The following is a 23,803-nucleotide window of genomic DNA, read 5'->3' as shown; positions in this document are numbered from 1 at the left end:
CGGAAAAATCGGGCTGGCCCGCCATGAAGGCATCGCAAGCGGACGATGGTGGCACCACCACCCATGCATAGGCATTGGGCTGCTGGGTATGACGCCAGCGACGCAGCGGCGCCATGTAGGGCGCGTCGGATACCCCCGTGCCGCGCATATCGTCGCGGCTGGCCAGGTCCGCTTCCAGTGCCGGCGGGCCGATGCCGGGTGCCGGTCCGTCAGCGCCACCCATCCTACATAGCGGGTCCTCCTCCATGCGCCCCGGCGCATCCGGCAGGCGTTCGTAATAGCTCATTGCCTTGGCGCCCAGGCTGAAGAACCAGGGCGCCCCGCCCAAGCGCGCGAAGCTCGCTGCCGGTTTCGCCTCCCACGGTAATGCAAGAGGCGGGGCGGCATGCGTGGTACGCAGCACGTGCACCGCAAGCAGTTGCCCGTCGGCATCGAACACCCGCTTGCGCAAATGGCCTTGCTGCGACAGGTCACGCAATATTCGTCCACCGGGGCAGGCGATGGACGCAGGCAGCACATCCACGGCCGCCTCATTTCGTTCCGCCGCCTCGACCCAGGCGGCCGACGTGCCGGAATGCGCTTGCGCTGGATATCCTTACAGCTTTTCGTTGTGCCCAACTTTGACCCAGTTGTGCAGCGTCTGCTGCACGATACCCAGGATTTTGGCTGTCGTGCTCTCGCCCTGCCCGCTCTTGACCAGTCGTACCACTTCAAGCTTGGACTCCAGCGTGTAACGCGCTCTCGTTGACTTCGTCATTTCCATTCTCCTTGGCATTATTGAATCATTCTGCATGGGGTTGCGGTTTTCGGGGGCAGACTCAACCATATTGACAAACAAACTTCATACTCTAACCTGAACTGATCGGCATGACTTTCTATTGAGTTGTAGTTATCGCCTGACGAGGGGGTTCTCGATGCAGTTCGATCTGGCATTGGCTGATCTGGTGCGCCCCTATCTGCTGAAAGGCGAGGCAACCACATGGCATGCGGCGCTATCGGTTATCTATGTCGAAAGCTACGAGACCGCCAGCAGCGCGGACGGCACTTCGATCCGGGGCGTGGCACGGTTCTCGGGCAATGTCGATACGCCCACCTTCGATCCGACGACAGGCACGCTGCAGGCGGGCGCGTCGAATGCCGAAGGGCATCCGCGCAATCAGCCCGACCGGCGCGAACCCTGGCTGGACATCACCGATACCAGGATCGAGTTCGCGCTGACGATTCCACGCGCGGCGGGGCAGATCGTTGCGGCGGGGGTTGCCGCGGTGCCCGGCTCGGCCACGGATTTCCAGCCGGTACGCAATGTGCTGACCGCGCTCGACGCGATCCCCACCGACGCGCCGCCTTCGGATTATCCCGGCACAGGCTTTACGCTGGACATGATTCTGACGGGCATCGAGGTGCGGCCGCCTTTCCTCAAGCCCGCCAAAATGGAGGCGAACGGCCTGCTGGTGCCGGATGAGTCGCGTCCGGACGTCGTCTTCCATCTGCCCAGGATCAAGCTGCGCCTGTCGCAGGGGTCGGACACCGCGGCGACGCTGAATGTCGATCTGCTGTCGCTGGGCGCGACGGGGCTGGACGATCCGGGCGACATCGGCGCCGCCGAGATGATACGGATGGAGCCCGCCTATGCCTTCATCGGCGACGACAGGGTGGTGGGTTTTGCCTTTCGCACGGCATTCCTGGATTTGTCGGACGGCTATACCCCGCCCGAGGTGCTGGATCAGTTCGGCTTCGACGAAAGCTGGACCGGGCTCTATCTGCCGGAAATCAGGATTTTCTTCGCTCCGAACGGGGCCGAGGATCTGGCCGTCAACGTGGGGGTCGAGAATCTGCTGATCGGCCTGGGCCAGTCCTCGGGCATCACCGGCGATTTCGATGTCGCGGTCATCAACCAGGGGTCGGGCGAGCTGAAGCTGGCTGCGCGGTTTTTCGATGGCGAGGGCCAGGCGTTCGGTATCAACCGCCTGTCCGATACGGAGGCCGAGGCCCGTGTGCCGGCGTCGTCGCGCATGGTCATCGACGTGGCCGGCGGCCGGGCGCCCTATCAGATCAATGCCCGTTTCGATGGCGCGGATCACGCGGGCAATCTGCATGCCATCACCGCGGCGGCTACGCCCAAGCCGGTCACGATCACCGTCCAGGACGGGTCGGCGCCGCCGAAGCAGAGCAGCCTGTCGATCCAGGTCAGGCTGCGCGAGTCGGAGATGACGGAGCCGGCGCCGGGAGCGCAGCCCTTGCTGTCGGCCAGCCTGCGGACGACTTCCATCACGCTGGACGGGCGCAGCCAGACGGTGCCGCCGTTGCGGCTGGTCGCCGATGGCGGCAACTCGGTCATCATCACCGTCGATGGGCTGCCTGAGCCCGCGACGCAATGGCTGGTCGACGGCAGTGCGTTCGCCAATGGCCCCACATTGTCGCTGCCGCTCGATGGCGGGCAGACGAGAACCGTGCGGGCGATCATTCCCGGCCAGACCGTCAGCCAGATCGACGGCTATTTCCGCTTCGATCATCCTCCCATCGCCAATGTCGAGGCTTTCTCGGTCGATCCGGTCAACACCTCCGCGGATCAGGCCATCAACCCTTCGGCCAGCGCGTTCTGGAAGCCGCCCGCGCGGCAGTTCCTGCCGACGTGGCGGCAGGTGCTGTCGCGGGTGTCGCCCAAAACGATCACCATCAAGGGCAGCGCCAGCTACGACGGCGATGATCAGAAGGCGAAATACAACTACCTGCTGTCACAGCGCCGGGCGCGCGGCCTGAAAGCGCTGATCGACAGCGATCCGTTCCTGGCGGGCTTCACCGTCACCCAGTTGCCTGTCGACATCATCCCGGTCACCGCCCAGCCCGCCAATAGCTGGAAAACGGAGTGGATGAGCCACGGCGAACCGCGCGAGCAATGGTGGCGGGCGCGGATCGAGGGCTTCTCGGTTGCGCTGCCCGGCCCGGTGATCGATGGCGAGGTGAGGCGCCCGACGGCCCCCGAGCCGCCGGATCCCTTCATCGAGACGCCGCCCGACCCGTCCACGCCGCCATCCTGGTTCCGGCAGGCGCGCCTGAAAGTGCGGATCGTGCAGGATCAGTTCGTCGCGCTGGAGCTGTCGGGCCAGGTGGATTTCCAGACGGCGCTCGAAGATCAGATCGACAGCTCGGGCGCCGATGCGATTTCCGACATCAGCGGCATGGGCAACAACCCCGCCGACGGCATCACCGATTTTCTGTTTCTCTACCAGACCGATCCGGCCAGCCAGACCCATATGGCCAAGCTGTATATCGGCGCCGACCCCAACGACCGCGATGGCCTGCTGATGACCGGCCAGTTGCCCGGCCAGGCGCTGCAAGCGCCCAATACCGCGCGCAACATCCTGGGCATGACCACGGTGTTTACGCCGCTGCTGGCCGAAATCGCACCCGCCAATCCCGCCGACGGCGGCATCGTGCCCATCCTCCTGTCGGGCGCCGTCATCGCCGTGCCCAGCGCGCTGGCGGAACTGCGCATCGATGGGGAACCTTTGCTCAACGTCGAGCGGGTCGTGCTGTTCGGCGGCGAGGGCAGCTACCGCCGTGTCGGCGACCGCTGGGAGTTCGTGCTGCTGTTCGACGTGGAAACGGCGATTTCCATGAAGTTGAAGCTGGGCGACTTCACCCTGCTCGAAATTCCGCGCGATACGCCGCTGGCGGTCCGCTACAAGGCCATCGGCATCAAGTTCGGCGAGCCTCCCGGATCGACTGCGGCCTGGGAACTGCGGCCGGTCTTCGACCAGTCCAAGGGCTATTCCATCGACGTGTCTGGGCCGGGCCAGGTCAAGCTGCTGGAGCCGCTGAACAATATCGTCCAGGTGGTGGGCGCCCGCATCGCCCGCACCAATCCGCTGAATTTCGAGATCGACCTGGGCTTCACCGCGGATCTGGGCGTCATCACCGTTGACCGGGCGCGCGTGCGCCTGCCGCTGAATCCCCTGGGCCCACCCGAGCTGACCGCGTTCGGAGCCGGGTTGAAAGTCCCCGGCGTGCTGGAAGGCCACGGCTACATGGAGATGAACAACAGCGACGGCATGATGGAAATCAAGGGCGGCCTGGACGTGTCGCTGATTCCCATCAAGCTGCGCATCGCCGCCCAGATCGCCGTGGCGCAGATCCCGGCCAGCAAGGGCGGGCCGGCCACCGGCGTTGCCATCGCGCTCGAAGTCGAGCTGCCGGTCGCGATTCCGCTGGCGCAGTCGGGCTTCGGCATCTACGGTTTTCTTGGCCTGTTCGCCATGCATTACGGCCGGGACGAGACCGGGATCAATTCGCTGACGCCCGCGCTGACGTGGTTGAAGGATCGCGCGAAGGGCGATCCGACCAACCTGCAGGCCTGGAAGCCCGAGATCGACCGCTGGGCCTTCGGGGCGGGCATCACGCTGGGCACGATGGGGTCGCCCGTCATTTTCAACGTGAAGGGCATGTTCCTGCTGGAACTGCCAGGCCCGCGCATCCTGCTGATGGTCAAGGCCAACCTGCTGGCGGTGCTGCCCGAACTGCGCGACGCCAAGGCCGAAGGCACTTTCATGTGCGTCATCGACCTGGATTTCGGCCGCGGCATGCTGAGCATCGGGCTGTCCGTCGACTTCACGATCAAGCCGCTGCTGGAAATCAAGATTCCGATCGAGGCGTTCTTCAACCTCAAGAGCGGCAGCGACTGGCACATTTATCTGGGCACGTTCCCCGGCAACGATCTCCAGGACCCGCCGAGGCCGATGCCCGGGCCGATCCGCATCAAGATCCTGGAAGTGTTTGACGGTTCGGGCTATACGATGGTGTCGGGCCACGGCATTCCGTCCTACAGGCCCGCATGGAGCGGCAGTCTGCCCGCCCTGCCCGCAGTGCAGGGAACGGCGCTGGCGGCGGGCCTGGAAGTCTCGATCGTCTGGGGCAATACCTCGATCAATCTCTACCTGCGGGTCACGGCGGGATTCAACGCCGTGCTGGGATTCGAGCCGTTCTACGTGGGCGGCCTGCTTTACCTGCGGGGCGAGCTGAAGCTGTTCATCGTTTCCTTGTCGGCCTCGGCGGAGCTGGCGGTGCAGGTCGGCCAGAAAGTCACCACGATCAATGGTGTCGAGGTCAAATCGGAAATCGCCCGTATCGACGGCGAAGTCTGCGGCGAGCTGGATCTGTTCTTCTTCACGCTGAAAGGCTGCGTCGATTTTCATCTGGGCGAAGAAAACAGAATCCTGCCGCCCGCGCCGAAACTGATCACCGCCGCCTCGCTGGTCGGACGCTCGCCCGCGCTGGCCGTCGGCACAGGCACCGACCGCAAGATCGATGCCAAGATCGGCGACGCGGTGCAGCAGTCGGGCCAGCCCGGCGCCGGCCAGATGCCGGTCGTGCCGATCGATGCGATCCCCGTCATCGTCATGTCGGCCACGCCCCGCGACGATGAGCTGAGCATCTTCGGCGAGGCCGTGAACGGGTCGTCCGGCGCGCCCGCCGACGGCTTCATCAAGCGCGGCGATTTTTCGTATCGCTATGACCTGAAAGAGGTGCGCCTGGAAACCGCCGACGGCAGCCCGGCCATCGGCGAGGGCAGCGCCCCGGCGGTCTGGTGGACGGCGAATGCGCCGGCCGACACCAATATCTCGGCGCATCTGGCCCTGCTGGACTGGGTGCCGAACCCGACGCCGAAGGCGTTGGAGCGCACCGAATTCCAGGAACAGAACGTGCTGGAACGCTGGGGCACGATCTGTAATGATTCGGCGCCCGCCGCTCCGGTTCTCTGGACTTTCAAGGAAGAACCCCTGGGGCCGTCCGAGACCGGCTGGCGGCTGAACGGCACGCCCTGGCCCGATCCGGACAATACCGAACGCTCCGAGGATCCCGATACGCGCCTGGACGTGCGCGAGACGTGGCGCACCGGCAACCGCGAACTGGATCGCCAGCGCGGCATCATCCCCGCCATCGTGCAGGGCGGCAAAGTGCGCTGCATGGTCAGGCAGGATCCACAGAAAGACCCGCAGAAGAATCCGCAGAAGGAGCCGCTGCGCAATCTCGACATACGGCGCCTGCCCGACAATCGGATCGCGGCCGGCCCGCTGGCCGATCTGATCAAGGTTGCCCAGGAAAAGCTGCTGGTGGCGGCGCCCAAGGCGGTAGTGGCGGAGCCCAAGGCCAATCGCGCCGTTACGCTGGGCACCGGCGTCGAGCCGCGCCGCTTCCGGCAGCGGCTGGCCGAGGAGTCCGCCCTTCTTGCCGAAGCGACCGCGGGCAGCACCATGCTGCGCCGGGTCGAGCGGCTGGACGTTGCGGCGATCGAGGCGGGGGAAATCATTGCCCGCCTCAGCCGGGGCGAAGCGATACACCGGGCGTCGCTGGCCTCGGTGACGAGCGAGGCGATCGCCGTCGAGTCCAGGAATCCCGGTGTCCGGGAGTGCGATGGCCGCGTGCTGGCCGCGCCGCTTTGGGACATCGGCCAGCCTGTGGCTTTCGGTGACCGCAGCCAGTCCGATCGCATCGCCAAAGAGCTGGATCGCCTGGGCCACAAGCACGGCCCATTGTCGGACGTGATCGAACTGAAGACCGGCGACATACTCGAAGGACACGTCCTGCTGTTCGTGAACCGCTCGCTGGTCGCCTACGATGGCCGCTCGGACGGCTACCTGCGGCTGCATTATGTCGATGGCGGCGGCAATCTGCTGGCCGAACAGCCGGTTCACGCATCGGACTTGCTGCCGGACGCGACACTGCCCGCGCGCTGGCTGGACGCTTCCGGCCCCTGGCTGGAAGACATCTATCATGCCGTTCTGTATGGCAACACGCTTTCCGACCGTCACCCCGCGATCGTGCCGCTGAAGCCGCCGGCGGGTACGCAGGCGGTGCGGATCGGCCTGGCCCATGCCGATTCCAAGATGGAGCAGATGGGCCGCGGCTATTACATTGCCGCGATCGAGGCGACGCGGCGCTCCGAAGCGGTCCGCCACGATTGGGACGAGACGCAGATCACCCGCAACCGGAGCGTGGTCGAAAGCTTCCTCGGCCCCGAATCGGGCGATGTGGCGCTGATGATGCCGGGCAAGACCTACAAGATCACCACGGTCACAGATGTGAAGGTCAAGGACGACACAGACGTGGTCACCAACGCCCCGCAGCAGGTCGAAACCTTCTGGTTCCGCACCGACGCCAACGCGCCGGCGCGGCTCGACCCCTGGATGCTGTGCACGCTGCCCGAAGAAAAGGAACAGCACGTCTTCGGCCACGAGAACGTCAAGCTGGTCTTCAACACGAACGATGTGGACAAGCTGTATGCGGCCTATGGCAAGGAACTGCGGGCGCGCTTGAAGGCCGCTTCGTTCCGTCAGGTGAATCAGCCGGGAGTCCAGCATCCCTTCCCGATCGTCGCGGCGACCTTGCAAACGCTCGGCGCCATCCACCTGTCTCCGTTCGAGGCCGTGCTGACCGAGCTGATGGCGCAGGCCGGCCCCTGCATTCCCGTCGATGAAAACCGCGCGCGCCATTCGATGGTCGAAATACCGATTCCGCTGGATCCTTATACCGATTATCTGCTGGACATCGAGGCGGTCGATATCGGCGCCCCCGCCAGCGCCAGGGGCGAGCTGGTGCTGCGCAAGGCATTCTCGACCGGCGGCTTCTCGTCGACCGAGAACTTTGCGACCGAGTTCGCCGCGGTCCGTACCGAGCACCGTGCCGTCGCGGCCGGCGCGCTGCAGGCGGTCGCCGCGCAATTCGCCGGCCGCGAGCCCCAGGGCCCCGAACTCGATAGCGCGCTGATCGCGGCGGGCCTGGAACCGATGCCGGTGCCCGATCAGCCGCGTATCGTCATCTTCTGGGCGCAGGCGAATGCGGCGGCCCAGCCCGCGCCGGTCGCGGTCATGATCGACGCGCCCGAGCCGCTGCGCCGCCTGCGGTCGCTGCCGGTCGAAACCTGGTCCAGCGATGCCACGCCGGTCAGGCGGCTCGAAATGCGGGCGCAGGAATGGCTGAGCGTGGCGGAAGGGGAGTCGGGAGACGGGATCATCGACAGGCTGGTCTGGGCGCCCGGCGGACAGCGCCTGCTCATTGCGCTGAAACCGGGCGCGCGCGGCAAGATCCTGCATGTCGATCTGGTGCGCAAGGCATTCCCGCTGGAGTATCTGGACGGGAATGGCGCCAGTGACGCGAGCTTCCGCATCCTGTCGGAAACGTTGCGGCGCGCGCCGTGGGAAGAAGAGGACTGACATGGCACCTCCACGCATCTTCGATCCGCAGGCGTTCAAGGGGCAAGGCGCCCTGATCACCTCGCGCTCGCTGTTCAACGGGATGCGCAAGCCGCCGACCGACCTGAGCGACAGGCCGCTCATGGTATTTCTGCGCTGGCAGTCGAGCCCCCGCATCGGCATGCCGGTGGAGCCGTTCAAGGTCTGGCGCCGCCCCGCGATGCCGGTGGAAGAAAGCGCGCTGGAATTCGACACGAACTCGGTTCCGCTTCCCGACGGCAGCGTCTGCACCGCCGTCACGCTGTCCAGGCCGGTCATGTCCCTGACGCTGGAAATCCGCGCGGACTCGTCGGGCGCGGCCGGCCATATCGTTCCGCTGGCGAACGGGATCGGCTCAAGCCACTGGCTGGCGGTCCTGCCTTATCAGCTTGCGCCGCAAGGCTCCAATACGATCCGTTTTCAGGCGGCCTACATCACTGGCTTTCTCGTTCTTGGCCGGGCGAACGTGACTGCCTGCCTCGGTCTGCCCCTGGGCTCGGCCGACAAGATCGGCGACTGGAAGCTGGTCGAGACGGTCGGCCTGCCGGTCGACCAGGGGCAGTGGTCCGATCTCGCCCATCAATCCCACGGCATCAAGCAGGGGCGGGTCGGCGCAGAAATGCCCGCGGTCGATGCCGCGGCCGACCGGATGTCGCGCGGCGTCAATCCCTTCGGCTGGCATCAGGCCTTTTCTTCCGGCGACCCGGCCCCGGCCTGGTCCGCGCCTTCGGCGCCGGCGCTGATTCACGACGCCGAAATGCAGCTGCTGCCCATGCTGCACAAGATGATGCATCTGCGGGCCATGGATCAGGCGGCCTATACGCAGGACGTCCAGATCAACCCGCCGGAAAACCTCGGCGGCCAGCATATGAGCGGCGAGCCGGGCAAGGCGGTGATCGCGCCGCTGACGCTGCTGCAAATGGCGGTGGCGAGCGATCCGCTGCAGGCGGTGATGCTGGGCTTCGGTACGGGCTACGTTTATGAGGATCTGCCGCCCATCGTGCTGGGCAAAATGGAACTGTTCAACGAGCCGGGCGTCAGCGACTGGGATTACATGGTGACGGGCCTGTGGCGTCCCAAAGGCGCGGGCAATGGCGACGAAGTGGAGTATGCCGCGCTGATTCCGCGCCCCCGGCTGGCCGTGCCGCCGCCGCCGCCCGCCGACCTGACGGCGGATTTTCTTGGCCATCACCAGCCCGTCGCGCCCGATGCGCCCTGGAGCGCCGCCGTGCGGCTGTCATGGGAGCGGCTGGCGCTGGACAACCTGTCCCGCACCGCCAGCTTTGCCGTCGGCCGCGCCGATCTGGCCCAGCCTGGCCAACATGCCGATGCCGTGATGGAAAAGCGCATTTCGGCGCCCGGCTTTCTGCCGATCGCCGATGCCATGAACCCCAACGACCTGGAACGGACGCGGCAAAGCGCCAGCGACGGCTATTTCCCCATTCCCAACGATCCGGGCAGCGTCAACGCCCGCTATGGCGTCGCCACGCAGACTATTTTCGGTGTCTGGTCGCCCTGGATCACGGTGCCTTTCGCCAAGGATCAGCCGGCGCCCGAAACCGTGCAGTTCGTCGATGCGACGCTGGTTCCAACGGACCCCGGGCCGCCCGCTACCGTTTGCCCCGCCGAGTTGCGGCTCGAGTTCGTGCTGGACTGGCGCGCGCGCCGCGTGGCGTCCGCCGAGTTCCGGGGGCGTTTGTTCGCGGCGGCCACGCGGCATGATGAACCGTCATCGGGCCTGGGCCTGATGCCGGTCGCCATGCAGACCTCGCTGACGGGGGCGAGCAAAGCGGTGAAGGTCACCTTTGCGGGAGACGTGCCTTCGGTGGCCGGGGGCAGCATCATTGCATTGAACGAGCAAGGCAATGCCGAGGTCGCGCCCGGCCCGGCGCAGGGAGACAGCCGCCGCTACCGCCTGACGGTTCCGGGGTTTGCGCTGGATTTCGCGGCGACCCCGCATATCGGGCTGGTCTTGTGGGGCAGGGTGCAGGAGCGGCTTGCGCCAATGCGGCTCGGCGCGTGGTCGCGGGAGAAGCTCGCCTACGGCTCGGATCCGCGCGCGCGGGTGACGCAGGTGGTGCCCATCGTGCCGCTGACCAGCCTGCCCGACGCCGCCGGCGAAGGCCATGCCCATCTGTCATGGGCGGCCCAGCCGGCCGCCGCCGGCTATGTACTCTATACCTCCAACGAATTCACCATCCTGGATCGTACCGGCCAACCGCGCGCGGCGCCGCAGGCCACGCTGTCGGAGCGGCTGGTGGCGATGAAGGCCGCCTTCGACGCCGTGCCCGACCGCAACGCCTTCACGCGGGTCAATGACGCGCTTCTGGAAGTGACCAGCATGGATGCCACCATCCCGCGCGGGTCGCAGGCCATTCACGCATGGATCGTCCTGCCGGTCAGTCACGGCGGGATCGAGGGGCCATGGCCCTCGGGCGCCCGGCCATCGGACGCGCTGATCGTCTACGCGGCCCCGAAGATCGCCGAACCCGCGCCGCCCCGGATCGAAGCGCGGCGTGTCGGGCAGGGCGACGGCTTCGCCGCGCGCATCCGTGTCGAGACTCGTCCGGATGCCGGCGCCCATCCGCGCAGGATCAGGCTGTACCGCACCCGCGTCGCCGATGCGGCGCGCACGCTGGACAGCATGGGCCCGCCGTTGGCGGAGATTTCCGCTTCCTCGGGGCCTTGGCTCACCACGCCGTCCGATCCGGCCGCCGATGGCTCGATCGAGGTGGTGACGGGCACGGATACGCCCCCCGGGTCGTGGAAATACGTCTGGTATCGCGCAGTCGCGCTGGCCGATTCCTTGCCGGAGCGCGGCGTGCTGGGCGGACGCTCGCAGGCTTCGCCCGCCGTGCCGGTGCTGGTGCCCCCGGCCGGCCCGCCGCCGCTGTCGAGCCTGAGCCTGAGCTGGCTGGGAGGCGGGCCGGGCGATGTCCTTGCCGCCTTTTCCAGCAGCGTGCCGACCGGAGAGACGCCCCTGGGTCCGCACAGCTTCGAGATCGAGGCAATGGAGCAGGATCGCGCCGAGCCGGTCTATCGCAAGCGGCTGGCGCTGAACCAGGTGGAAACCGTGGCGCCTGCCGCCCCCGACTCGGGCGTGTGGCGCACGGGAGACGGGCAGTACGCCTTCCTGCTGCGGCGCGCCGACGTCAATCATTCGGCCAGCCTGACCGTGCGGCTGATCGATCCCCTGGGCCGCGCGACCGAGCAGATCGCCATGATCGAGGCGGGGGCGATGCTGGCGCCGCCCATCATGTCGGCGATCGAAAAATTCTCGATCACCGGGCGCGGGCATTTTTATACCTTCACGCTGGAAAACGTCCGGGACGATAGCGTGGACGGACAGCCCTGGCGCCTGCGGATCGTGCTGACGCCGCCTCTCGCCAGGCCTGCCCGCCCCCCCAGGCGTGCCAGCAGCGCCTGGGTCTTTGAGGCGGCTGTGGCCGATATTCCGCTCAATCCGCCCGCCGCCACCCATACGGTCAAGCGCCAGCGGATCGGCGAACGGCTGAGCATATCGATCTTCACGCGGGAAACGCTGGCCCAGGTCGAAGCGACGGTGACGGCGCCGGATGGCGCGACGGCCACCCGCAGGAAAAAGGGGTAGATGCCATGCAGTCCAATGCGGCAGGAGATCGGCGATGGTAAGTGTCTTCACCTTGACCCCGGCGGCTGCGGCGCAGTCCCTGCGGGACAACGGCTTGTCCGCGATGGGGCTGACCGCGCCCATTCTGTCGGCCACATGGGGAAGCGCCAATCCGGCCTTCGACCCGGCGGCGCTGCGGCTGACGCCTTCGGGGGCGGCGCAGGCGCCGTTCTTCGGCATTCTGGAATTTCTCGACAGCGGCGCGGCCTTTCGCGATGCCGCCGGCGCGCCCATCATCGGGCCGGTCGGCGTCTTCCGTCTGCATCCGCAGGCGGTGCAGCGCCTGGGCGCGCTGGCGCAGGGCCGCTATGCGCTGCCGGGCCAGCCGCATCATCGTATCCTGCCCGAGGCGCTGGTCTTTACCCTTGCCGGCCCCGCGCCCGATCAATCGCCGCAGACCTACGATCCGGGCGATTCGCTGGGCCGTACCGAACCGATGAGCTTCCACGATCATCGGGGCCTGATCGTGGATCCCATTGCGGTTGCGGCGCTGTTCGACGATTTGATGACGGCCTTTCCGGCGTTGGACGCTGCCAGCGGTGCGAACCGAAGCGGCGGCGGCGGAGTCGCCGCCATCGCCGGTCTGGCCAGCGGCATCCAGGTGCAGGTCACCGATCTGCATGGCAAGCCCTACGTGGCCGTCGAGGGCGGGCCGGGGGTGGAAAAACGCAACGGCGACACGGCGACGGGTTCGCCCGATGCGAACGGGCTGATGGTTCCCGCGGCCGGCGAGGTCCTGGCGGGCGCCGGGGAGACGGCGCCGGCGCGGCTGCGGCTGGGGTGGTACACGGGCGGGACGATGGCGGCCGGGCCGCTGGCGCTGCCGCAGCTGCCAGCGGCGATTACTTTGCCGCGCCAGTTCCTGCGTGCTTTCGCGACCGACCTGGACTGGCATATCCTGGGCAACCGCAGCACCGGCGTGCAGCGAGGCGTTCCGGCCGAGGACGGAAAAATGCCTGCCGACCTGCGCCCCAAGGTGCGTGACGGGGTGACGATCGACTATCTTGCCGATGGCCCCGACCTGCTGGCCGAGTCCGGGCGGATCATCGGGCGGCTCGCGGGCGCCGATGGGTCGCCGCTGGTTTTCGCCGTCGCGCCGCAGATCGCAGCCGGCGTGGGCGTTCCTCCCGCGACCAGCGCGGCGGGCCATTGGCCTGCCTTTCCGGGGCTGGATACCGCCACAGGGCTACCCGCGGGAAGCATCACGCCGCTGACGGGGGCGACGGCGGCATGGACCAGCGGCGTCGACGTGCTCGTGACCCTGCCCGCCGACAGCTTGCCGAACGGCACATCCGTGCGGATCTACGCCCAGCGGTTCCAGTTGATCGATTCGATCGGCGAAGCCCCGTCCTTCCTGCGCGGAGACGGAGGCAGCGCCATCGTCGCGGCGGGGCAGGCGACGCAGATACTGGTGGCGAATCCTCTGGGCATCGCCGCCACCGACCCCAAGCCCAGCCCCGCCGTGCTGGTGTTCGATCTGGCCGTCACGCCGCGCCGGGGCGCCCGGCGGCTGTTCGCGAACCGGCGGCTGGACATCGCGGCCGGGCCTGCCGCATTGCCTGCCGATCCTTTCGCGACGCCCGATCCGATGGCGATGGTTCCTCCGTCGATGCAATCGATCTGCCCCGCGCCGCTTTTCGGCATGACCCGCACGGTCAGCCCCGCTACGGGCCTGTCCAACCCTATCGACATCGTTCGCGCCCTGGGCAGTGAAAGCGAACCCCGCGAAGGCCCGCGCCATCCGACCATGGGCAGGCTGGAAAGCATCGTCGTCTCCGGCGTCGGCAGTCCGCAGCTCGACACCGGGCTGGATTGGGACGGCGTTCTTTCCGGCGCGCACTGGACGCGTGCAACGCGCTCGGCGCTCTTGCGCGACGGCAATCCAGGCAACCCGGCCGGCCCCGATACGCATCTCAGCGCGGTCAGGGCAACCGGCGCGCTGGGCTATGACCTGGCTCGCCACGCCATTCGCCGGGCGCAGTCGCTGCTCCCGCTGCCGGGCGGCACGGGCGCGACCTCGTTGGGCTGGGTCGCCATGTCGGGCGGCGACAATATGAATCCGCCCGCTCCCAACAGCGCCAACCCGCCTGCGGCGGGCAGTTCCGCGGGCGCTTTGCTGCAAAGCGTCGCGGCCATCGCCGAAACGCCGGAGCTGTCCTTGCTGCCGGCCGGCAATCCGCTCGACACCGGCACGGCGATCAGCTTCGGTCAGGTGATCGACGACATTGCCGCCGCGCTTGGCCTGCCGCCGGTTTCGGGCAGCATCGACGTGGCCAACCAGGACCGGCTGATCAACGAAATCCGGCGCGAATACTTCCTGTCGCGCGACGGATCGCGCGATGCCTTATGGTCGCTTGTCCGCGCCATCGCCGAGGCGGAAGAACTGGTCTATCTTGAAACCGCGGGCCTGTCGAGAACCGCAAGACCGGACGGCGTGCCCGCGACCGGCGAGATCGACCTGATCTCCCTGCTGGCGCAGCGCCTGACGGTGCGGCCGAACCTGAAAGTCATCATCGCCATGCCGCGCGAAGGCGATTTTGCGCCCGCGCCCTTTGCCCGGCGCGCCTTCGCCCAGCGCAAAGAGGCCTACGACCTCCTGGCCGGCGCGGCGCCGGGCAGGGTGGTGGCGTTTCATCCCAGAGGCTTCCCGGGACGCGCCGCGCAGCTGCGCGGCGCCACGGCCATCGTCGACGACGTCTGGTCGCTGACTGGCGCCACCCATATCCGCCGACGCGGCATGACCTTTGACGGCAGCGCCGCCATCGCCTCGTTCGACCGCGACATCGCGGCGGGCTACAGCCGCAAGGTGCAGGCCCAGCGGATCGCGCTGATGGCGGCGCGCCTGGGCGTGCAGCAGTTGAATGCCGATGGCGCGCCAACGCCGGAATTCCTGCGCCTGGCCCGCCCCGCCTCGGCTTTCGCGCTGATCCGCGACCTGCTGGCGCAGGGCGGCGCGGGGCTGATCCAGCCGCTATGGCATGGCCCGCAGGACACCACCGTGATTCTCCAGAGCAATGATGTCGCCGACCCCGACGGCAGCAACGGCGCCGTTGCCGGAGTAGGGCTGGCGGCATTTCTCAGCGAGGCTTGAGTCTTGGTTTCCGATTGCACCCGTGCGCTGTAGTATCAGGCCCCATGTCGCGTCCAGAAGTCTGCGGGAGTGACGATGGGATACCGGTCGGCCAGCGCCAGAAAATCCTTATCGCCGGTGATCAGGTATTGGGCTTTTGTTGCTAGGGCGTGCCGTCACGGGAGGTGCGCGGCGCGGCTCGGCGGGCAGGCGAACTGCTTGTGGAAGGCCGCGCTGAAATGGCTCATGTTGGAATAGCCGAGCAGCATCGCCGTCTCGGTCACGTTGTGGGTTCGCAGCAGCTCACGCGCCCGCTCCATGCGTGTCTTCTGGAACAGCGCGTAGATGCTGCTGCCGAAGCACTGCCTGAAGCCGGTCTTCAGCTTGCATTGGTTGAGTCCCACTGCGCGGGCCAGTTCGGCGATCGTCGGCGGCGTGCCGAGATCGCGCAGCAGCAGCGCCCGGGCGGCCTCGATCCGCTCGCGCTCCCGCACGGACAGAGCCGGTACGGATGTGCGGGGCTGGAAAGAGGCGAAATGCCGGTGCAGGTAGTCCAGCACCGCCGCATGCAGCAGCAGGCGCTGCTGCGGAAAGGCGGCCATCAGGCCCGCCACCCGTCCGGCCATGCGCAGCGCGTCGCGCCGCAGCCCGGCATGGCGGGCGAAGAAATCGGGCGACAGGCCGCCGCCCAGCCGCTCGCAGATCTCGTCCCCCGCCAGTTCGCGCAGGGCGGCCGGCGTCAGCATGACCGCCAGGTTCTGGAACTGCGCGCAGTGGCGCAGGCGAAAGCGCTCGCCCGCGGAAAAGCCGATCGAGCCCTGGCCCGGCACGTAGTCCAGGCGATGCCGCCCGAGCGTGCCTTCGAGGCGGCCCGCCAGTTGGCAATTGACGTGGATATAGTCGCGGTCCCCCGGAAAGGATCTTTCCTCCGCCACCGCCCCCAGCGCCATGGCCGTGGTGTGGCACACGATCAGGCCCGGCTGCAGCCGGACCGCCCCGTCCAGCAGGGGCTCCAGGGAAGAAGAAGACGGTGCGGCACGATCGGCCGCTTGCAGGGCCTGCATGATGTCGATGAGAACGATTATCAATAATCGTCGTATCTTAGCCGTTCACCAGCGGCGAACCAAGCGCCGCGCATCCTTGCCCCTCGATGGCGCTGGTGCGCCAGCGCGGCATGTTCGGGCGGCGCAGCGAAGCCGCTGCCATCGGGCACAGGGGGTTTCGCGGGGCCTCCGCAAATAAAGTCTTCCTTTCCCCCTTGCCGGACTTCTGCGGCGAAGAAGTGCCGGGTATATTTTGTAACAAGTCCGACGGGCAGAGTATCGAACCGTTCGATCCCTTTTCCTGGAAACAGAGCATGCCCATGCCCGAAGAGACCACGTTACCCGCCGGCGCGCACGCGATGGCGCCATCCACGCAACTCGCCGCCCTGGGACGCGTCATGGCGATGGCCGAATTCGCTCCGGACGGCACCCTGACCCATGCCAACGACAACTATCTCGGCCTGCTCGGACTCACGCGCGAGCAGGCGGTGGGGAGCCATCACAGCCGTTTCTGCCGCAAGAGCTTCGTCGACGACGAGGCCTACCAGGCCTTCTGGTCGCGCTTGCTCCACGGCGACGCCTGCTCGGGGCTGGCCGAGCGCGTGCGGCAGGACGACAGCAGTTGCTGGCTCGAGGCGACCTACGTCCCCGTCATCGACGCGCAGGGCCGGGTGCGCCAGATACTGAAGGTAGCCACCGACGTCACCGAGCGCCTGCGCCAGGAGCAGGACCAGCAGGAACACCTGCTGCGCCTGTCGCTGGTGGCCGACGCCAGCCATGCGGCGGTGATCATCAGCGATGCGGCTTCCGCCATCGTTTACGTGAATGCCGGATTCAGCCGCCTGCTCGGCTGGCGGCAGGACGAAGCCATCGGCGCCTCACCCATCCTGCTGCTGGCCCCACACCAGGAGGCGGCATTCATCGAGGCCTATCGCGCGGAACTCCGCGCCGGACGCTCGATCGAGCGCGAGGAGATCGTCATCGGCAAGGACGGCCAGCGCTACTGGGCCAAGGTCATCAGCAACCCGGTGATGGATGCCGGCGGGCGCTGGCAATACACCGTCACCATGCTGACCGACATCACCAGCTCCAAGCTGCACCAGGTGCTGCAGCACCGCGCGCTCGACGCCATGGCGCGCGAACAGCCGCTGAGCGAGGTGCTGGACATCATCTGCCAGGAAGTCGAACGGATCGCACCCGAACTGACCGCCTCCATCCTGGAGGTGGATGAACAGGGCCGCCTGCACCCGCTGGCCTCGCCCAGCCTGCCGGCGCATTACACCGAGGCGCTCGATGGCGTCGAGATCGGCCCCCGCGCCGGCTCCTGCGGCACGGCCGCCTGGCGCAACGAGGCGGTGTGGGTCCAGGACATCGCCCACGACCCGCTGTGGGACGGATACCGCGACCTCGTGCTGTCACTGGGCTTCACGGGCTGCTGGTCCACCCCCATCCGCAACAGCCGGGGCGAGGTGATCGGCACTTTCGCCTTCTACCTGCGCCAGGCCGCGTCGCCCTCTTCGGCGCATTTCCACCAGCGCCTGGTGGATGCCTGCACCCACTTGTGCACCCTGGCGCTCGAACGCGAGCATTCCCGCCAGCGCATACGTGAGCTCGCGTTCTACGACGGCCTGACCGGCATGCCCAACCGCAGCCTGCTGTACGCCAGGGCCGACCAGGAAATCGCCACCTGCAGCCGCCTGCACAAGTCCATGGCGGTGCTGTTCATCGACCTGGACCGTTTCAAGCAGGTCAATGACTCGCTCGGCCATCCCGCCGGCGACGAACTGCTGCGCCACGTGGCCGCCCACCTGCAGCAGCAACTGCGCGGCACCGACTTCGCCGGCCGCCTGTCGGGCGACGAATTCGTCATCCTGCTGCCGGGGTGCAGTGCCGACGAGGCCGCCGGGGCGGTCGAGCGCATCCAGCACGTGCTGGCCGGGCCGGTGTCGATCGCCGGCACCACGGTGTCGGTGTCGGCCAGCATCGGCATCGCCATGTTCCCGTCGGACGGGCGCGACATCGAAACCCTGCTGCACCGCGCCGACATGGCCATGTACCAGGCCAAGAGCTGCGGCCGCAACGAATCCCGCTTCTTCAGCAGCGAGATGAACCAGCTGGCGCAGGAGCGCCTGCGCCTCGAGAACGCGCTGCGCGAGGCCCTGCAGGACAACCAGCTGCACTTGCACTACCAGCCGCAGATCGACCTTGCCAGCGGCCGCCTGTACGGCGTCGAGGCGCTGGCGCGGTGGACGCACCCGGAATTCGGCGTCATACCGCCAGTGCGCTTCATCCCGCTGGCCGAGGAATGCGGCCTGATCGGCGACCTCGGGCGCTGGGTGCTGCGCGAAGCCTGCCGCCAGCTCGCGGCCTGGCGGGCGGCGGGGCTGTCGGTGCCGGCGGTGTCGGTCAACCTGTCGCCGACCAGCTTCCACAACCTGGACCTGCCCGGCATGATCTCCGACACGCTGGCGCGCAACGCGCTGGATTCGGCGGACCTGACGGTCGAGCTGACCGAGAGCGTGCTGCTGGACACCCACCCCAGCACGATGAAGACCCTCACCGAAGTGCATGCCCGGGGCGTGCGCCTGTCGATGGACGACTTCGGCACCGGTTATTCCAGCCTCAGCTACCTCCGCCGCCTGCCGGTGTCCGAGCTCAAGCTCGACCGCAGCTTCGTCGCCGACCTCGAACACGACGAAGCCGCCCGCGCGCTGAGCGGCGCGATCCTGGGCATCGGCAAGAGCCTGCACCTGACGGTCGTGGCCGAAGGCGTCGAGACCCCCACGCAGAACGAGATGCTGCGCGAGCAAGGCTATCCGGTGGCACAGGGCTATCTGTTCTCCCAGCCGCTGCCGCCCGACGAATTCGCGCGCTGGCTGGGCACGGCGGTCGAGGACGGCGCGCCGGGCTGAGGCCCCTGCACACCCGCTGCCTCCGGGCCGCGGGGAGCATCACGCCCCCTGCTCTGGGCCGGACTGCGCCGCCCACAGCTCGGCATACAGCCCGCCGCGGCGCAGCAGCTGCGCATGGGTGCCGGTCTCGGCGATGCGGCCCTGGCGCAGCACCACGATCTGGTCGGCGTGGCGAATGGTGTGGAGGCGGTGCGCCACCATGATCACGGTACGCTCGGCGGCCAGGCGGTTCAGCGCCCGCTGGATGGCGGATTGCGAGGCCGGGTCCACCGCAGCCGTCACCTCGTCGAGCAGCAGCAGCGGCGCATCCTTGAGCAGGGCGCGGGCGATCGACAGGCGCTGGCGCTCGCCGCCGGACAGGCTCAGCCCGCCCTCGCCGACGCGCGTGCGCATGCCCTCGGGCAGGGCGCGGATGAACGCCTCGCAATCGGCCGCGCGGCAGGCCGCCCATACGGCCGCGTCGCTGGCCTGCGCGCGGCCCAGGCGCAGGTTGTCCTCGATGCTGCCGTCGAACAGCTGCACCTGCTGGAACACCATGCTCAGCGCGCCGTACCACTGCGCGCTGCCGAGTGCCCGCGCGTCCACGCCGCCCAGGCAGATGCGCCCTTCGTCGGGGTCGTGGAAGCGCGCCAGCAGATGCAGCAGCGTACTCTTGCCCGAGCCGGACGGGCCGACGATGGCGGTCAGGCTGCGTTCGGGCACGGTGAAGCTGATGTCGTGCAGCACCCGCTCGCCCGCATAAGCGAAGGACACCCGTTCGAAGCGCACGCCATGCCCGTTCGGGCGCCGCGGCAGCCAGGGCTCGGGCAGCGGCCTCACCCGCCACAGCGCCTCCAGCTTGATTTCGCTCTGGCAGGCGTAGCGCAGCATCACCAGGTATTCCGCCACTTCCAGCAGCGGGCCGACCACCTTGTAGGCCAGCAGCAGGGCCAGCAGCACCGCTGCCGGCGCCAGCGTCGACGCGGGCGGCAGCCCCAGCCACGCGATTGCGGCAAGCAGGCAGGCCACTCCGCCCTCCACCAGCAGGCGGTAGCCCATCACCGGCCCGCCCCCCCATTTCTCGATCCCCAGGCTGAGCCGGCGCAGCTCGCCGAAACATGCGTCCAGCCGCCGCAGCCAGTCGCCCGTGCGGTCGTACAGGCGCAAGGTCGGCAGCCCGCCGATGAACTCCACCAGCAGCGCGGCCGCCTCGCGGTAGCGCCCGTGCTTGCGCAGGCCGGCACGCTCGAAGGCCGCCGCGCCGGCCTGCAGCACCGCCGCCGCCAGCGGCAAAGGCAGGGCCAGCGCCAACGCCAGGCGCCAGTCGGCCCACGCCAGCAGCGCCAGCGCCGCCAGTGCCGCGCACAGCGCGGCGACGCAATCGGCCGCGACATGGGTGAAGATGCCTTCCAGGCGCCGGACGTCGTCGGTCAGGCTGTCGGCCAGTTGCCCCACCCGCTGCCGCTGCAGGTTGCCCAGCGGCATGCCCCGCACGTGGTCGATCAGCCGTTCGCGATAGCCGCCGATGATGCGGTAGCTGCCGAGGAAGCACAGCCGCTGGCCGTGGAAGGCCAGCGCCCATTGCAGGCCGAGCACGCCCAGCAGCGCCAGTGCCAGCGCCGCCGGCAGCGGCAACCAGGGCGGCAGCGGGAACGAAGCGGGCGCCGGCAGCGACGCCAGCCACAGGTAGGCCAGCAGGTAGGGCAGCATTTCGCACACCCGCTCCAGCCCGCGCAGGCCGACGCCGAGCAGGAAGGCCCGGCCGTCGGCACCGCTGCGCGCCAGGATGCGGCGCAGGCTGCGCAGGATCGCCACGCGCCCGGAGAGCGCTTCAGGGGGCCGTCCGGACCCGGCCGGCATCGTTTCCACGCGCCGTGGTTCTTCAGTCATGTGCCGCCCCGCCGTGTTCCGCGCCGCGCCGCAGCGCCCAGGCGTCGTTCTCCGCTTCGCAGCGCCACATGCCCCGGTACCAGGCATGCTCGCGCAGCAGGCGGGCATGGTCGCCGCAGCCGCTCAGCCTGCCTCCTTCCAGCACCAGGACCTGGTCGGATCGCTCGATGCCGTACAGGCGATGCGCCACCACCAGGCAGGTCTTGCGCGGATAGGTTTCGCGCAGGGCGCGGAAGAAATCCCGCTGCGTGAGGCTGTCGGCGAAGGCGGTGGCCTCGTCGAGCACCAGCAGCGGCGTATCGGCGAGCAGGGCGCGCGCCACCGCCAGGCGCTGGCGCTCGCCGCCGGACAGACGCGTGCCCAGTTCCCGCAGTTCGGTATCGAGGCCCTCCGGCAGCGCGGCCACCAGTTCTGCGGCCTGGGCCACGCGCAGCGCCGTGTGCAGCGCCGCATCGTCCGGCGGAGCCGGCGGCCGCGCCAGGCACAGGTTGTCGCGGATCGTGCCGGCGAACAGGAACACCTCCTGCGTCACGAACGCCACCCGCCGCGCGCGCTCCGCGTCATCCAGCGCCGCCAGCGGCCGGCCGCCGATGCAGGCCTCGCCGGCCAGGGGCGGCAACACGCCCGCCACCACCTGCGCCAGCGTGGTCTTGCCCGCACCCGAAGGGCCGACCAGCACATTGAAGCTGCCGGGGCGCAGCGTCAGGCTGACGTCGGCGAGGATCGCCCGCGCGCCGTAGCCGAAGCCCACGCCGCTCAGCCTCAGCGTCTCCGGCGCGGACGATGGCGGCGAATGCGGCGCCGGTAGCCTGGGCGGACGCCGACAGGCAAGGATGGGCGCCATCCGCCGCAGCCCGGCGAAGATCTCCGGCATTTCCATGAAGAAGCGGCTCACCTTCAGCAGCGGCCGGAACACCCCTGCCCCCAGCAGCAGGGCCGCCGCCACGTCGGCGGCGCCGGCCTCGCCGCGGCCGTGCAGCCATGCCCCGAGCGGCAGCACCAGCAGCACATGCGCGCCCAGCATGCTGGTGAACAAGGCCCAGCCCGGCACCGTGCGCCGGGTGATGCGTCCGGTCAGCCGGTAGTAGTCATGCAGGCGCCGTCGCAAGAGCTGGAAGCCCTCGCCGGCACGGCAGAACACCTTCATCACCGGCATGTTGCGCACGTATTCGACGGTGGCGTTGTCGAGCCGCGCGCTGGCGCGGTTGAAGCGGTCGTGGTCGCGGCCCATGCCGCGCAGCGTCCAGTGCGCGCCCAGCCATGCCAGCGGCCCGGTCGCCAGCACGGCCAGCGCCAGCCGCCAATCGACCCACCATAACAGCGCGGCGGCGCACAGCGGCGCCAGCACGGCGGCGCCGACTTCGACCGTGTGATGGGCGAGGAAGGCCTCCATGCGCTCCACATCCTGGATCACCGACTGCTTGAGCGCCCCGGCGCCCTGCGCGTACAGCCAGTGCAGGGGCGCTTCCGCCAGGTGGCCCGCCAGGCGCCGCCGGGTGGCGGCCATGACGGCGTAGGCGCCATGGTGGCTCAGCAGGTAGGCGCCGCCGTAGGCGAGGTACTTCAGCACCAGGGCCAGCGCCAGCCAGCCAGCCAGGCCGGGCAATGCCGCGCCCAGCGCCTGCGGCGCCTCGACGAGCAGGGCGATGGCGCGATAGATCAGCCAGAACGGCGCCAGTTCGGCCAGCGCCGCCACCATCGTCAGCCACAGGGCCGCCAGCCAGGCCATGCGCCGGCCGGCGGTCAAGGTGGCCAGCAGGCGCCAGGCGTCGGCGGCTCCGGAATCATGTGTCATCGATCTCGCGCTCGGACAGGACAGGGCGGCCAGCGTAAGGACGGCCCCCTGCGCGCGCCACCCGGATCGGTTGCCGCAGCGGCGGCGAATTCCTCCCGATTCGGGTGGCGGCGCGTTTGCGGCCGACACGATACTGGCCACCACCCCGCATTCACCGAGCCGCCGACGATGAAACCGATCCGCTCCACCCTCGCCGCCGTCCTGGCGCTGGCCGCCCTCGGCCCGGCCCGGGCGCAGGACTATCCGCTGAGCATCGTCGACGACCGCGGCAAGCAGGTGACCGTGGCCGCCCGCCCGGCGTCGGTGGCCTCGGTCTCCACCTTCGGCGCCGACCTGCTGGCGGCGCTGGGGCGCAAGGTGGATGGCCTGTCGACGCTCAACAACAAGCAGTCGGCCTTTCTCGGCGAACGCACCGCCGGCGCCGTCAACCTGGGCGAAGTGCATGAGACCAACCTCGAAGTGCTGACCCGGCTCGACCCCGATCTGATCATCGGCCTGCGCACCTACACCGAGCCCTTCGAGAAGAAGTTCGAGGAGATCGGCACCTTCCTCGCCTTCGACCTGATCACGCTGGACGACTCGCTGCACGCGATCGCCCGCGCCGCCGCCGCGCTCGGCCAGGCGGCCGAGGGCGAGGCGCTCAACGCCGCCTTCCTGGCGCGGCTGGACGAATACGCCGCACGTGCGCCGGGCGGCGTGAGCGTGGTGTTCCTGTGGCACTGGGCCGACGTGCCCTTCGCCTACTACGACCACCACCTCACGCCCCACCTGCTCCGCCGCCTCGGCGCCGCCAACCTGCAGGGCGCCAGCCCCACGCCGCCGCCGGGCGCGCCCGACTCCGCGGCGATCACGCTGGAAACCCTGATCAGCCTCGACCCCGACGTGATCATCTCGTTCAAGGGCGACGACGGCCCCTTCGTCGACCATCCCGCATGGCCGCGCCTGAAAGCGGTGCGCAGCGGCCGCGCCTGGCACGTGGGTGACCAGTACGTGATGCCGCACGGCCCGATCGCGCGCGACATGGTGCTGCGCGAGGCGGCCCACCTGCTGTACCCGGCGCACTTCCCCGCCCCGGACGACATTCCCCCCGCCGCGCGCGCCCGCGCGATGCGCTTCGCCCGCTGACCCGTCCGATGCCGCACGTCCAGCCCCCCGCCGGCCCGGCCGCGGCCGCACTCCCCGACGCCAGCGCAGACGCGCGCGGCCTCGCCGCGCTGCTGGCCGGCTGCGCGCTGCT

General features: G+C 68.7%; 9 protein-coding genes. 5 read left to right on the top strand and 4 right to left on the bottom strand.

Annotated features, from left to right (window positions below; translation table 11 throughout):
* Positions 1-595: 595 nt before the first annotated feature.
* A complete protein-coding gene (locus tag C666_RS20220) occupies positions 596-757 on the bottom strand; it encodes a transposase (RefSeq protein ID WP_004337299.1) in 162 nt (53 codons plus the stop codon).
* 157 nt (positions 758-914) lie between these two features.
* On the opposite strand from C666_RS20220, the gene C666_RS09095 reads away from it, so the two are divergent.
* The 3 genes from C666_RS09095 (at position 915) to C666_RS09085 (ending at position 14,968) form a co-directional block, all read left to right on the top strand.
* Entirely contained in the window at positions 915-8,210 is a 7,296-nt protein-coding gene (locus C666_RS09095) for a DUF6603 domain-containing protein (RefSeq protein ID WP_028791920.1), read from the top strand.
* Position 8,211: 1 nt separating this feature from the next.
* The gene (locus C666_RS09090; RefSeq protein ID WP_004337295.1) at positions 8,212-11,838 is read left to right on the top strand and encodes a hypothetical protein; all 3,627 of its coding nucleotides are present in this window, start codon (positions 8,212-8,214) and stop codon (positions 11,836-11,838) included.
* Positions 11,839-11,941: 103 nt separating this feature from the next.
* Positions 11,942-14,968, top strand: coding sequence for a phospholipase D-like domain-containing protein (locus C666_RS09085; RefSeq protein ID WP_211206734.1), 3,027 nt, complete (start codon positions 11,942-11,944; stop codon positions 14,966-14,968).
* 155 nt (positions 14,969-15,123) lie between these two features.
* Here the strand turns inward: C666_RS09085 and C666_RS09080 are convergent, their stop codons facing one another.
* Positions 15,124-16,035, bottom strand: coding sequence for a helix-turn-helix transcriptional regulator (locus tag C666_RS09080; protein WP_004337290.1), 912 nt, complete (start codon positions 16,033-16,035; stop codon positions 15,124-15,126).
* A 269-nt stretch (positions 16,036-16,304) separates the two neighbouring features.
* On the opposite strand from C666_RS09080, the gene C666_RS09075 reads away from it, so the two are divergent.
* Entirely contained in the window at positions 16,305-18,902 is a 2,598-nt protein-coding gene (locus C666_RS09075) for a sensor domain-containing protein (RefSeq protein ID WP_004337287.1), read from the top strand.
* A 39-nt stretch (positions 18,903-18,941) separates the two neighbouring features.
* On the opposite strand, the gene C666_RS09070 is transcribed toward C666_RS09075, so the two are convergent.
* On the bottom strand, positions 18,942-20,771 hold the full coding sequence (locus C666_RS09070) for an ABC transporter ATP-binding protein (RefSeq protein WP_211206733.1): 1,830 nt from the start codon (positions 20,769-20,771) through the stop codon (positions 18,942-18,944).
* Positions 20,764-22,566: an ABC transporter ATP-binding protein gene (locus tag C666_RS09065; protein WP_004337282.1), complete on the bottom strand. Its 1,803-nt coding sequence runs from the start codon at positions 22,564-22,566 to the stop codon at positions 20,764-20,766. The genes C666_RS09070 and C666_RS09065 overlap by 8 nt, the downstream gene beginning before the upstream one ends.
* Positions 22,567-22,734: 168 nt before the next feature.
* Between C666_RS09065 and C666_RS09060 the strand changes: the two genes are divergently transcribed.
* The gene (locus C666_RS09060) at positions 22,735-23,691 is read left to right on the top strand and encodes an ABC transporter substrate-binding protein (protein WP_004337281.1); all 957 of its coding nucleotides are present in this window, start codon (positions 22,735-22,737) and stop codon (positions 23,689-23,691) included.
* The last annotated feature ends 112 nt before the right edge of the window (positions 23,692-23,803 follow it).

This window comes from Thauera linaloolentis 47Lol = DSM 12138 (assembly GCF_000310205.1).
Taxonomy (GTDB): domain Bacteria; phylum Pseudomonadota; class Gammaproteobacteria; order Burkholderiales; family Rhodocyclaceae; genus Thauera; species Thauera linaloolentis.
This window is presented reverse-complemented; position numbering and strand designations above follow the sequence as displayed.